This window comes from Pseudorhodobacter wandonensis (genome assembly GCF_001202035.1).
GTDB lineage: Bacteria > Pseudomonadota > Alphaproteobacteria > Rhodobacterales > Rhodobacteraceae > Pseudorhodobacter > Pseudorhodobacter wandonensis.
In genome coordinates this window covers 1-12,988 of sequence record NZ_LGHT01000033.1, presented here as the reverse complement: position 1 = coordinate 12,988, position 12,988 = coordinate 1, and the positions used below count along the sequence as shown (strand labels likewise).

General features: G+C 54.3%; 12 protein-coding genes and 1 pseudogene. 3 read left to right on the top strand and 10 right to left on the bottom strand.

Going from position 1 to position 12,988, the window contains the following annotated elements; all coding sequences use genetic code 11:
* From AKU79_RS10740 to glpD, 10 genes are all read right to left on the bottom strand, one after another.
* The coding region (locus AKU79_RS10740) for a site-specific integrase (RefSeq protein ID WP_197087287.1) at positions 1-269 on the bottom strand (269 nt) is incomplete at its 3' end.
* A gap of 572 nt (positions 270-841) precedes the next feature.
* Positions 842-1,975, bottom strand: coding sequence for an iron-containing alcohol dehydrogenase (locus AKU79_RS10735; protein ID WP_050523605.1), 1,134 nt, complete (start codon positions 1,973-1,975; stop codon positions 842-844).
* Positions 1,972-3,459, bottom strand: a complete 1,488-nt coding sequence (gene glpK, locus AKU79_RS10730) for a glycerol kinase GlpK (RefSeq protein ID WP_050523607.1) — start codon at positions 3,457-3,459, stop codon at positions 1,972-1,974. The genes AKU79_RS10735 and glpK overlap by 4 nt, the downstream gene beginning before the upstream one ends.
* A 115-nt stretch (positions 3,460-3,574) precedes the next feature.
* Entirely contained in the window at positions 3,575-5,284 is a 1,710-nt protein-coding gene (locus tag AKU79_RS10725) for an ABC transporter substrate-binding protein (RefSeq protein ID WP_197087286.1), read from the bottom strand.
* A gap of 96 nt (positions 5,285-5,380) precedes the next feature.
* On the bottom strand, positions 5,381-5,653 hold the full coding sequence (locus AKU79_RS10720) for a DUF2160 domain-containing protein (RefSeq protein WP_050523604.1): 273 nt from the start codon (positions 5,651-5,653) through the stop codon (positions 5,381-5,383).
* A gap of 1 nt (position 5,654) precedes the next feature.
* Positions 5,655-6,470 carry a carbohydrate ABC transporter permease gene (locus tag AKU79_RS10715; RefSeq protein WP_050523603.1) on the bottom strand — a complete coding sequence of 272 codons (816 nt, stop codon included), beginning with the start codon at positions 6,468-6,470 and terminating at the stop codon, positions 5,655-5,657.
* The gene (locus AKU79_RS10710; protein ID WP_050523602.1) at positions 6,470-7,342 is read right to left on the bottom strand and encodes a carbohydrate ABC transporter permease; all 873 of its coding nucleotides are present in this window, start codon (positions 7,340-7,342) and stop codon (positions 6,470-6,472) included. The genes AKU79_RS10715 and AKU79_RS10710 overlap by 1 nt, the downstream gene beginning before the upstream one ends.
* Complete coding sequence (locus tag AKU79_RS10705) at positions 7,339-8,424, bottom strand: ABC transporter ATP-binding protein (RefSeq protein WP_050523601.1); 1,086 nt, start codon at positions 8,422-8,424, stop codon at positions 7,339-7,341. The genes AKU79_RS10710 and AKU79_RS10705 overlap by 4 nt, the downstream gene beginning before the upstream one ends.
* Positions 8,425-8,427: 3 nt before the next feature.
* A complete protein-coding gene (locus tag AKU79_RS10700; RefSeq protein ID WP_050523600.1) occupies positions 8,428-9,516 on the bottom strand; it encodes an ABC transporter ATP-binding protein in 1,089 nt (362 codons plus the stop codon).
* Between the two features lie 10 nt (positions 9,517-9,526).
* Positions 9,527-11,125, bottom strand: coding sequence for a glycerol-3-phosphate dehydrogenase (gene glpD / locus AKU79_RS10695; protein ID WP_050523599.1), 1,599 nt, complete (start codon positions 11,123-11,125; stop codon positions 9,527-9,529).
* Positions 11,126-11,394: 269 nt separating this feature from the next.
* On the opposite strand from glpD, the gene AKU79_RS10690 reads away from it, so the two are divergent.
* From AKU79_RS10690 to tnpA, 3 genes and pseudogenes are all read left to right on the top strand, one after another.
* Positions 11,395-12,177, top strand: coding sequence for a DeoR/GlpR family DNA-binding transcription regulator (locus AKU79_RS10690; RefSeq protein ID WP_050523598.1), 783 nt, complete (start codon positions 11,395-11,397; stop codon positions 12,175-12,177).
* A 106-nt stretch (positions 12,178-12,283) separates the two neighbouring features.
* Positions 12,284-12,445: pseudogene (locus AKU79_RS19290) on the top strand (IS30 family transposase); the annotation flags it as partial.
* A 106-nt stretch (positions 12,446-12,551) separates the two neighbouring features.
* A complete protein-coding gene (gene tnpA / locus AKU79_RS10685) occupies positions 12,552-12,980 on the top strand; it encodes an IS66-like element accessory protein TnpA (protein WP_050521797.1) in 429 nt (142 codons plus the stop codon).
* Positions 12,981-12,988: the final 8 nt, after the last annotated feature.

Below are 12,988 nucleotides of genomic sequence, written 5' to 3'. Positions count from 1 at the left end.
ATCTCCTCCCGCCCGCAGGTCATACCGAAAAAGAAGCGCAGCGCCACGATGCGCGTGTTGAAGGTCGACGGGGTCACCCCGGTATCCGACATGTGGAGCTGATATGCGCGCAGGTCCTCTGGCGTCGCCGTGTCGGGTGATCGTCCGCGGAAAACGGCGAAATCCTTGATCGCACGGATGTGGGACTTCTGCGCCTTGTCCCCCATTCCACGGATGCGCATGTCTTCGATCATCCGCTGGCGCAGCGGGGTTACTTTCTCTTCTGTCATGGGAACCTCCTGTCTGATGATTGAGAAGACCCCAATCGTCAGGCAGGTCGGTCAAAACGCAAAATGCGCACCACTTTGGGGGCGTGTCACGCCATTAGCCAAATGCACCAATGCCGCGAAGCGGCTTCGTCCAAGGGCCGCTTTCCGCCATTCATGTCGAACGAAGGATCAGGTTCTCTGTATTCGGATCCAAATTTTCAGCACCCCATTCAGTCCCCCAATGGTGAAAGAAAAAGTTGAAACGTCTTGATACACTGCGCTAGAACGCTTCCCGAAGCCCAAGTGTGACGCCCTCCGAAGATTAATTGCCATTCGTTGCGGCACTGAAACTAGCCGTCAGATCGGTTGACGGTGACACGTCATAGTCGACCTCCATCGTAAAGTGTGCCCAGTTCTGAGTCAGCTTCGGGCCAGGAAAGCTAAAGGCGTTAGGTCCCTTTTCATGTCGAGGCTCGCCCCCAACTAAGCGAACTGCTAAGTTTATCCAAATTGATGCGCTCAACTTAATAAAGATGTTAGCCGAACCAGGTACACTGCTAGCGCCCCACTCATAAACCTTCTGATGGTGCTGCTTAAAGTGTGGTGTGAAGAGCGTCTTCCAGATCCTTTACTGACAATATAAAGGGATTGGCTTTCATAGAAGAAGATACCTGTGCAGACGCCGCGAGAAGGGTTAAATCATGTCCTGCAAGCCATCTGCCCAGCCTTGGTAAGCCCCAATCGTCCAAGGCTATTTCCAGCCTGTCCAGCGCGAGCGCAGGGGGGCATTCAAAGCCAAGCGCGATCCAGGCGGCCACTTCATCATAACGCCCAATATCTGCAAAATTTGCCTCTGCAGCCGCCCGGTTGGCACGCAGGATCGGCACTAAAAGCCGTGCACAAATCACGCCGTGGGGGGCAGCACTTTGGCCGCCAATCACGCCCGCTAATCCGTGAACTGCCCCTAGGCCGGAATTGGCTAGACACAGCCCGCCAAACAAGCTGACCAGTGCAAGATCATCACGTGCGGACGCATCCTCGCGGTTCATCAGTACCGTCAACGCAGCCATGCCCTTTGGGATAGCTTCGCGGGCAAGCGCATCGGTCATGGAGTTGGGCCTGTTGCACAAATAAGGCTCTATCACTTGCACCAAAGCATCCATGCCCGAAGCGAGAGTCACAGGCATTGGGCAGCCATCTGTCAGGCTCGGATCCACCAAGGCGAGATCGGCCAGCATTCGATTGTCGCGCAAACTCACTTTGCGCCCTGATACGCCGATTACCGCATTCTTGGTTACTTCCGCACCAGTGCCCGCTGTCGTGGGCACCGCGACAAATGGCAGGGGGGCCGCCTCCAGTGACAGGCCTTCGCCGACTACCTCTAGATGCTGCATCGGGGCGCTGTTCCCCGGAATGAGCGCGGCCACGGCCTTTCCCAAATCCAGAACTGACCCGCCACCAACGGCCAAAACCACATGCGCGTCAAAGGCACGGCCTTTTGCCAAAGCCGCCTCTAGCTGTGCCAAATCCGGTTCGCCGACGCTGCGTACAGCCAGTACTGTGGCACCAGCCGCGCGCAACGCCTCGGCGGCATGGTCGGCCCAAGGGTGTGATCCATGCACCAGCATAACCCGCTGCCCAAGGGTCAAAACAAAGCTCAACGCCTCATCCGCGCGCCCTCGACCAAAGACAATTTGCCCTGCGGTTGCGAACCCGAACCCTTTCAAAATGACACAGTGGCGGCAACAGCGCGCTTCCAGGCTTGGTATTTTGCGGCGCGGGTCGCTTCATCCATCTGCGGCTCAAAAGTCCGTTCCAAGGCCCAATTGGCAGAAAACCCGGCTTGATCAGGGTAGATCCCTGCCCTTTGCCCGGCTAACCACGCCGCCCCAAGTGCTGTGGTTTCGCGCACGGCAGGGCAGTCAACTTTGGCACCAATAATATCTGCCAGAAACTGCATCGACCAATCCGAGGCTGACATGCCGCCATCCACTCGCAGCGTTGGCTGTGTTCCAGTTGCCGCCCAATCTGCCTGCATTGCCTCTAGCAAGTCGCGAGTCTGGTAACCCACAGATTCCAGCGCCGCCTTGGCAAATTCTGCGGGCCCCGAATTGCGAGTCAGGCCAAACACTGCGCCCCGACACTCTGCATTCCAATAGGGTGCGCCAAGGCCTACAAAGGCAGGGACCATAACCACATTCTGAGACGGATCGGCCTTTTCGGCCAAAGGCTGCGTTTCGCTAGCTTCTCGAATGATTTTCAAACCATCGCGAAGCCATTGCACAACGGCGCCTGCAATAAAGATCGACCCTTCCAAGGCATAGGTCGGCTTGCCATCAAACTGATAGGCGATGGTTGTCAGCAAACGATTGTTCGAGGTAACGGCCTTGTCGCCGGTGTTCAACAGCGCAAAACATCCCGTGCCATAGGTGGATTTCATCATACCGGGGGCAAAGCAGGCTTGGCCTACGGTGGCGGCCTGTTGGTCACCCGCCACGCCCAAAATCGGAATAGGGCGGCCAAACAGATCGGCGCGGGTCATGCCAAAATCGGCGGCGCAATCCTTTACTTCGGGCAGCATTTCCATAGGGATATCAAAGAGGTCGCATATGGTTTTGCTCCAACGCCCTTTGTGGATGTCATAAAGCAAGGTGCGCGCTGCATTGGTCGCGTCGGTTACATGTGCGGCACCCCCAGTAAGCTTCCAGATCAAAAAGCTGTCGACTGTGCCAAACAGCAACTCGCCGCGCCGCGCCTTATTACGCGCGCCATCGACATGGTCTAAAAGCCATTTCAGCTTGGTCCCTGAAAAGTATGGGTCAGCCAGCAATCCGGTACGGGCTGTGATCATCTTGTCGTGCCCCGCCTCGCGCAGGGCGCGGCAATAATCAGAGGTGCGCCGATCTTGCCAGACAATCGCATTGTGAATGGGTTGGCCCGTCACGCGGTCCCAGACAATCGTTGTTTCGCGCTGGTTCGTGATGCCAATTGCAGCAATATCGTTTGCTCCCAGCCCGGCTTTCTCAATTGCTGCACGCGCCGTGCCTGCTGTGGTGGCCCAGAGGTCCGAAGGGTCATGCTCTACCCAGCCGCTTTGCGGAAAGTGCTGAGGGAATTCTTCTTGCGCGGTGGCAACAATCTGCATCGCAGCATTAAAGATAATCGCGCGGCTTGATGTTGTGCCCTGATCAATTGCTAGAATATGGCTCATCAACGCCTCCATACAGGTTTTTTCTTTGCCGCACTTGGTATCAAATATCTCCGGCGGGGGCATTTGAAACCATGTGAATAGGGGCAAAGCGCAAACTTTGCCCCCGTTCGTTATTTTACTGCCAGGACTTGAGCAGCTCGTCATAGCTGATCGTTTCTGGGGTGCCACGCTCATCAGCAAGTTTGGCAACGGGTGCGCCCGGTGCATCCAGCCAGACTTGCGCATCTTGCGGCTCGTTCATCTTTGGACCAATATCGCCTTGAACGCCCGAACGCTCGATACGTTCCATGACTTTTTCCTGTTCAGCACACAAAGCATCCAGCGCTTCTTGTGGGGTTTTTGCACCCGACATTGCATCGCCAATGTTCTGCCACCAAAGCTGCGCCAACTTTGGATAGTCCGGTACGTTAGTGCCGGTTGGCGACCACTGTACACGGGCTGGTGAGCGGTAAAACTCGACCAGACCACCTAGTTGTGGCGCACGATCGGTGAACGACTTGTCCTGAATCGTGCTTTCACGAATGAAGGTTAGACCAACATGCGACTTCTTCACGTCGACCGTTTTCGAGGTAATGAACTGCGCATAAAGCCAAGCCGCTTTTGCGCGATCGACCGGGGTCGATTTCATCAATGTCCACGAACCGGCATCCTGATAGCCAACCTTTTGACCATTCTGCCAGTAAGCGCCGTGGGGTGAAGGTGCCATGCGCCACTTTGGCGTGCCATCTTCGTTCATGACTGGAATACCGGGCTTTACCATATCGGCGGTAAAGGCGGTGTACCAGAACATCTGTTGGGCAATCGCGCCCTGCGCCGGAACGGGGCCAGCCTCGCCAAAGGTCATACCAGCCGCCGATGGGGGCGAGTACTTGTTCAGCCATTCAATCGCTTTGGTCACAGCGTAAACTGCAGCCGCATCGTTGGTCGACCCGCCACGCGTTACGCAAGAGCCTACGGGTTGTGATTGCTCATTTACCCGGATGCCCCATTCGTCGACTGGCAGGCCGTTCGGCTCACCCACGTCGCCCATGCCGGCCATCGACATCCACGCATCGGTGTAACGCCAACCCAAGCTTGGGTCTTTCTTACCATAGTCCATGTTGCCATAGACTTCTTGGCCATCGATTGTCTTGCCGGTGAAGAATTCGGCAATATCTTCGTAAGCCGCCCAGTTGACCGGAACGCCCAAATCATAGCCGTACTTTGCTTTAAATTCGGCCTGGAATTCTGGGTTGTTGAACCAATCGTACCGGAACCAATAAAGGTTTGCGAACTGCTGGTCTGGCAGCTGGTAAACCTTGCCATCTGGTCCCGTGGTAAATTTCAACCCGATGAAATCATTCAGGTCGAGGCCGGGGTTGGTGACATCAGCGCCTTCGCCTGCCATCCAGTCGGTCAGGTTGCGGGCTTGCTGATAGCGCCAGTGGGTGCCGATCAGATCGCTATCGTTGATATAGGCGTCATAGATATTCTCGCCAGACTGCATTTGAGTTTGCAGCTTTTCAACAACATCGCCTTCGCCGATCAGATCGTGGGTGATTTTAATACCCGTAATCTTAGTGAAAGCATCGGCCAAAACCTTGCTTTCATATTCATGCGTTGTGATGGTTTCAGATACTACTTTGATGTCCATGCCTGCAAAAGGCTTGGCGGCATCTACGAACCACTGCATTTCAGCTTCCTGATCAGCGCGGCTTAGCGTTGAAAGGGGACCGATTTCAGTGTCCAGAAAGGCCTTGGCAGCATCCATGTCTGCCCAAGCAGGGCCCGTCAGCATGGCAATCGCCAGCGTCATGGCCGTGGTTGACATATGTCGCAGTTTCATCTTGTTCCTCCCTTAGAACATTTTGCTATCTTTGACGTGTTCAGGTGGCCTTTTGGGACTGATACACCCGAGGGCCACCGCTTTTCATCTGTGCCTCTATACCCAGCGAAACACCGCTACTGCATAGGCCGCGCAGATAACCAAGGCGACCCATTGAGGCGAGCCGCCTAATCCTAGCCAAGCCAAGTTGATAAAGGCCGAGCCAAGAAGCGTGATGAATAACCGGTCACCCCGCGTGGTTTCGATCCGAAGCACACCCATGCGGGGTGTTTCGGGAAATTTGATTGCCAGCACCGTAAAGGTGATCAAAAGCGAGGCGATGACGATAAAGAAAATTGCGGTTGGTCCGGTCCATGCCATCCAAGCCATTTTACACCCTCCCTAGGGCAAAGCCCTTGGCAATATAGTTACGCACAAAATAGATCACCAATGCGCCCGGCACGATCGTTAGAACCCCGGCCGCGGCCAGCACGCCCCAGTCCATACCGCTTGCCGAAACTGTCCGCGTCATTGTGGCCGCAATAGGTTTGGCATCAACGCTTGTAAGGGTTCTGGAAAGCAGAAGTTCAACCCACGAAAACATAAAACAAAAGAACGCGGCCACACCGATGCCAGAGGCAATCAGCGGCATGAAAATCCGGGTGAAAAACCGCGTAAAGGAATAGCCGTCAATATAGGCAGTCTCATCGATTTCCTTGGGAACGCCGCGCATGAAGCCTTCCAAAATCCACACCGCGAGCGGCACATTGAACAGGCAATGCGCAAGCGCCACGGCGATATGCGTGTCAAACAGCCCGACCGAGGAATAAAGCTGAAAGAACGGCAGGGCGAAAACCGCAGGCGGTGCCATCCGGTTGGTAAGCAGCCAAAAAAACAGATGCTTGTCACCCATAAAATGATAGCGGCTGAACGCATAGGCTGCAGGCAATGCCACCGCCAAACTGATGACGGTATTCATCACCACATAGATCATGCTGTTCACATACCCCATGTACCAGCTCGGGTCGGTAAGGATCACAGCGTAATTTGCCAGCGTCAAATCTTGCGGAAATAGGGAAAAGCCACCCAAAATCTCCTGATTTGTCTTCAGGCTCATGTTCAGTAGCCAGTAGATCGGCAGCAAAAGAAACAGCAGATAAAGCCCCATCACAAGGGTCGATCCGTTGATGCCAAAACGCTTTCTCATCACACACCATCCCTTTTATCCATTTGAGTCATGACCGTGTAGAACACCCAGCAGATTGACAGCACGATTAGGTTGTACATCAGGCTGAATGCCGCCGCTGGCCCAAGGTCGAACTGGCCTATTGCCATCTTCACCAAGTCGATCGACAAGAAAGTCGTCGCATTGCCCGGACCGCCGCCCGTCACCACAAAAGGTTCGGTGTAGATCATAAAGCTGTCCATAAACCGCAGTAGAATGGCGATCATCAACACGCCCGCCATCTTGGGCAATTCGATATAGCGAAACACTGCCCAACGGCTGGCTTGGTCAATTTTAGCGGCTTGGTAATAGGCATCAGGGATGCTTTGCAGCCCGGCATAGGCCAAAAGCGCGACCAATGAGGTCCAGTGCCAAACATCCATCACGATAACCGTGATCCAAGCGTCAAGGATGTTTTGGGTATAGTTGTAATCTACACCAATTTTCGCCAGAAAATACCCTAGCAAGCCAATATCCACCCGCCCAAAGATTTGCCAAATTGTGCCAACCACGTTCCACGGGATAAGCAGCGGCAAAGACATCAGTACAAGGCAGAACGACGCCCAAAACCCTTTCTTCGGCATGTTCAAGGCCACAAAAATGCCCAAGGGCACCTCAATTGCCAGAATGATCGCCGAGAATATCAACTGCCGACCCAGCGCATCCCACATGCGCTGCGAGTGTAGCATTTCGTCAAACCACTCCAACCCGGCCCAGAAAAACTTGTTGTTGCCGAACGTGTCTTGAACCGAATAGTTCACCACCGTCATCAACGGGATAACCGCAGAAAAGGCGACCAGAACCAAAACCGGCAAGATCAAAAACCATGCCTTTTGATTGACAGTTTTGTTCATGCGCTCTCTCCCATCGGTGCCACACGCCAGTCGTTGGCATAGACGTTAATCGCGTCAGCCTTTAGCTGAACATAGTTTGCATCGGTCGCAATCTCGCTGCCTTCCGCCATAATGACCGCCATCTCTTTGCCCATAACCTCAAGCCGCACGATCTTGTGCCGCCCGACATCTTCGACTCGCCGTACCCGTGCGGGCAGACCTGAACGATCACTGGTTAGCTGCATAAATTCTGGCCGAACGCCGAGCTGCACGTGGCCTTTTGGCATTGCGTAATCAGCCCCTAGATCAACCGTCACATCGCCCACTGTTGCCGTGCGGCCAGAGACTTTGGCATCCATCACATTCATGCCCGGTGAGCCGATAAAATACCCCACAAACGTATGCGCGGGCCGTTCAAACAATTCCTGTGGCGTGCCAATTTGTACAACCCGCCCGTCAAACATTACCACCACTTTATCAGCAAAGGTTAACGCTTCGGTTTGGTCATGCGTGACATAAATCATGGTATGGCCAAACTCGTGGTGCAGGCTTTTCAGCTGTGTGCGCAATTCCCATTTCATATGCGGGTCGATCACTGTCAGGGGCTCATCAAACAAAAGAGCATTAACATCTTCGCGTACCATCCCGCGCCCGAGACTGATTTTTTGTTTGGCATCGGCGGTCAACCCGCGCGCTTTGCGGCCCAATTCAGCTTCCATGCCAATCATCGCTGCAATCTGGTTTACCCGTGCCTCAATATAGCTTGCGTCCGCCCCACGGTTGCGCAGGGGAAAGGCCAGATTTTCACGCACTGTCATTGTATCATAAACGACCGGAAATTGAAAAACTTGTGCAATGTTGCGCTCTGCGGTTGGCGCGTGGGTCACATCCTTGCCGTCAAACAAGATACGGCCTTGGCTTGGCTGCAAGAGCCCCGAAATAATATTGAGAAGCGTCGATTTCCCGCAGCCTGATGAGCCAAGAAGCGCATAGGCCTCACCATCAACCCAATCGTGGTTCAACTCTTTCAGCGCGTAATCATCCTCTGATTTAGGGTTTTTCAAGTAAGAATGCGCCAGATTATCCAATGTTATCTTTGCCATTGTTCAGGCCGCCTTTGCATAGCTTGCGGCCGACACCAAAGCGCCGCCTTTTTCAAAAATGTAGATATGGGCCGGATCCAAATAGACGGGCAGTACCCGTCCCAGCACCAATTGCTGCACCCCGTGCACCAGCCCAACCCAGCGTTCACCGTGGTGATCCAAATGTACGTAGGTTTCCGACCCGGTGATTTCTGTCACCATAAGCTTAGTCTCAAACTCAATCGCACCAGCGACGTGCGGGCTTAGCTCCAAGTGGTTGGGCCGAAACCCAGCTTGATAGGGGCCATCTGGCAATTTGGACCAATCGCCCAGCGCAGCCATCTTCTGGCCGTTACCAAACCGGAAATCGTCGCCCGACTTCACCAATTTCAGAAAGTTCATTGGCGGATCCGAAAAGACGCGCGCTGTCGTTGCATTCACCGGAAAGCGGTACACTTCAGGCGTTGGTCCAAATTGTGTGATGCGCCCTTGCCAAAGCGTGGCGGTATTCCCACCCAGCAGCAGCGCCTCTTCTGGCTCTGTCGTCGCATAAACAAATATGGAGCCAGCTTCTTCAAATATCTTAGGAATTTCGGCCCGTAGCTCTTCGCGCAGCTTATAGTCGAGGTTGGCGAGCGGCTCATCCAGCAACACCAATCCGGCATCCTTTACCAATGCCCGCGCCAAAGCGCATCGCTGCTGCTGCCCACCGGACAGTTCCAAAGGCTTACGCGTCAAAAACGGCACCAATTTCATCAGATCAGCGGCCTTTTTCACCGCCGCATCAATCTCGGAGGCAGTTTTGCCCATTAGTCGCATCGGACTTGCGATATTGTCGTAGACGGTCATTGAAGGGTAGTTGATGAATTGCTGGTACACCATCGCGACGCGGCGATCTTGGACCCGCATACCCGTCACGTCTTTGCCATCCCAATAAATGCGCCCTGTATTGGGCACATCTAATCCCGCCATCAACCGCATCAGGCTGGTCTTGCCAGAAGAAGTTGGCCCTAGCAGCACATTCATCGTACCGTTCTGCAATTCCAGATCGGATTCATAAATATGCGTTTGCGACCCGATAACTTTTGAAACGCCTTGTAAGATCAATGACATCCTGTCCCTCTTATTCTGCTATTTTGGCGCCGCGGGCCAAAAGCCGTGCGTGCATCCAAATCTCAAGCGCCTCAACCTCCGAGGCGGCCATGCGCAACCCCAGCTTGTTGCGTCTCCAGACTACATCTTCGGCCCGACGCGCATATTCGCGGTCCATCAACCATTCAACTTCTCGCCCGGTCAGCGTGGCACCAAACTCCTGCCCCATGTCCGCTGCCGCCTTGGCATCGCCCAAAACCTTGCTCGCTTCGGTTCCGTAGGCGCGCACCATGCGCCGCGCCCAAAAGGGGCTAAGGAACGGGTAATCGCGGGTAAGGCGCTCAATCAATGCCTCTACCCCGTCCACAGGAAAGTCGCCGCCGGGCAAGGCCACACCTGCGGTCCAAGGCCCCGAAAGGTTCGGAAAATGCGCGCCAATTTTCTGCATCGCGGATTCAGCCAAGCGGCGATATGTGGTGATTTTGCCGCCAAATATATTCAAAATCGGCGCGCCACCTGTCGCATCAACTTTCAGCGTATAGTCGCGGGTGGCGGCCGTGGCGGAGCTTGCGCCATCGTCATAGAGCGGGCGCACACCAGAATAGCTCCAAACCACATCGTTGGCGGTAATATCGCACTTGAAGTATTTGTTCGCAAAGTCAATCAGATAGTCGCGCTCTTCGTCGGTGCAAACCGGCTTTACAGCGGGGTCGTCATGCTCAGCATCTGTTGTCCCGATTAGGGTGAAATCGGTTTCATAGGGAATCGCAAAAATGATCCGCCCATCCGTCCCCTGAAAGAAATAGCATTTTTCGTGGTCATAGAAACGTTTGGTGACAATATGACTGCCGCGGACCAAGCGCACGCCTTCAGTCGAATCGATCCGCACCTTGTGTTGGATAACATCGCCAACCCAAGGCCCCGCCGCATTGATCAGCATCTTGGCCTGCACAACGCGGCTCGCGCCACCGCTTTCCAGAGTGATCTCCCATACCCCATCAACCCGCGCGGCGGAAATCACTTTTGTACCTACAAGGATCTCTGCGCCACGGGCCTCGGCGTCACGAGCGTTCAGAACAACCAGACGCGAGTCTTCAATCCAGCAATCCGAATACTCATAGGCCTTTTGAAACCGATCCTCAATCGGTGCCCCTTCTGGCGTTCCGGGCAACGACAGCGTGGTTGTGCCCGGCAAGATCGCTCGTCCACCCAAGTTGTCATATAAAAACAACCCCAATCGAATAAGCCAGGCAGGCCTGCGACCCCGCATCCACGGCATAACAATACTTAATATCCGGCTTGTAGGGGTATCCCCCTCAAAGCGCATATCTTCATGATAGGGCAGCACAAATCGCATGGGCCAGCTGATATGCGGCATTGCACGTAACAAGGTTTCACGCTCAATCAACGCCTCACGCACCAAACGCAGCTCAAAATACTCAAGATAGCGAAGACCCCCGTGAAAAAGCTTGGTCGAGGCAGAGGAAGTGGCTGAAGCCAGATCGTTCATTTCCGCCAACCGAACGCTCAAACCACGGCCTGCTGCATCCCGAGCAATGCCGCATCCGTTGATGCCGCCGCCAATGATGAACAGGTCTGTGATCTGATTTTCGGTTGATTTAGACGACATAAGGCCTCCCCACCAAATGGTCTCACTGCGTGGCATATCGAAACATGAAATGTTCGTTTAGGCAAGTATTATTTTCGCTTTATGAAAAATCGAACCTTTTGCGGGATGGGTGAGGTGCAACCATCTGGCACAAATTGATAATCACGACGTTTCCGTAATGGCATTCCACTCTAGACACGGCGCAAAAAAGCATGAAAGTTCGCGAGGTGGGCAAAACCCTTGCTTAAACGAGTGAAAAAGAAAACGGTCATGGCCGGAGGAATAGAATCATGTCCCAAAGTTTTCGTCAGCCTGATATCCTGGACATTGCCCGCGTAGAGGGCAAAGTAACGGTGGAGGGCTTGGCTGAGCGCTTTGGTGTGACCGTCCAAACCATTCGCCGCGATTTGGCAGAACTGGCAGATACAGGGCGTTTGCAGCGTGTGCATGGTGGGGCAATCATGCCTTCCGGCACAACTAACATAGGCTATGAAGATCGCCGTGCTCTAAATCAAGCTGCAAAGCGCGCTATAGCCCGTGCCTGCGCTGCACACATCCCCGACGGGGCTTCGTTGTTTTTGAACATCGGCACAAGCACAGAAGCGGTCGCCCACGAATTGTTGAACCATAAACGCCTTTTGGTGGTCACCAATAACATGAATGTCGCACAGATTCTTTCCGGCAACCCCGAATGTCAAGTCATCGTTACCGGCGGCACATTACGACGGTCCGACGGTGGGCTTGTCGGCAATCTCGCGTCTAATACGATCCGCCAGTTCAAATTTGACATCGCCGTGATAGGTTGCTCGGCGTTAGATCAAGATGGCGATCTCTTAGACTTTGACTTTCAAGAAGTCGAGGTCAGCCAAGCCATCATCGCCCAGTCGCGTCGCTGTTTTCTGGTCTCGGACCATTCCAAGTTTCAACGATCCGCGCCGGCCCGCATTGCGTCACTTGCCGATATTGATATCTTTTTCACAGATAATCCCTTGGCTCAAGGCCTCGCGTCCCGCTGTCGGGACTGGAATACTGAGATTATTCGACCAGACAAAATGTGTGATCCCACGGCTTGATGGTACAGTCATTCGATTTATATGAGGTTATTGCTTGGTTGCCTGACCTCACTTGGCGGCTATTTGAAGCGACAGGTATGAGCCCCACACCCGAACTTGTGGCTATCAGGGCACGGATCTCAGCCAGCACAGTGTGAATGAGTTGAGCGCGGTCGCGCATGCTTTGAACACAAGACCACGCAAAACCCTCGGCTGGAGAACTCCCGCCGAAGCTCTCGACCAGCTGCTCAAAAAGGATATAATCGAATGTGTTGCGACGACCGATTGAATCCGCCCAATACTGTTGATTGGTAAGCGTTCTCGGGCCCCCACCTTCTGCATGATCGATTAACCTGCGACTCCGCACCTGTTGGACATGGGGCGGGAGTTTCGCGATGGCGACTACGGTGGAGTTTCTCAGGGACTATGGGGTGGATTTACGGGGCAATGGCCAGAAGCGCTGGCCTGACGAGGTCAAGGCGCAGATCGTTGCAGAAAGCCTGAAGCCTGGCGTAACGGTGAACGCGGTTGCGGCACGTTATGGGCTGCGGGCGAACCATTTGTCGGAATGGCGTGGTCGGGCTCGGGACGGCAAGTTGGTTTTGCCGGCGATGGAGGACGACGGCTTCTGCTTTGCGTCTCTCGTGCTGTCGGAGGGAAATGCGCCTTCTTTGCCGGTGCGTTCGGGTCAACCAGGCAAGCCAGAAGCGCAGCCTTTGGGATCAATCGAAATCGCTCTGGGCCAAGTGACAATCCGGCTGGACGGTGCCGCGACAGCTACCAGAATTGCCGAGATTGTGCGCGCGCTCGGGCCTTCGCCATGATGTTCCCC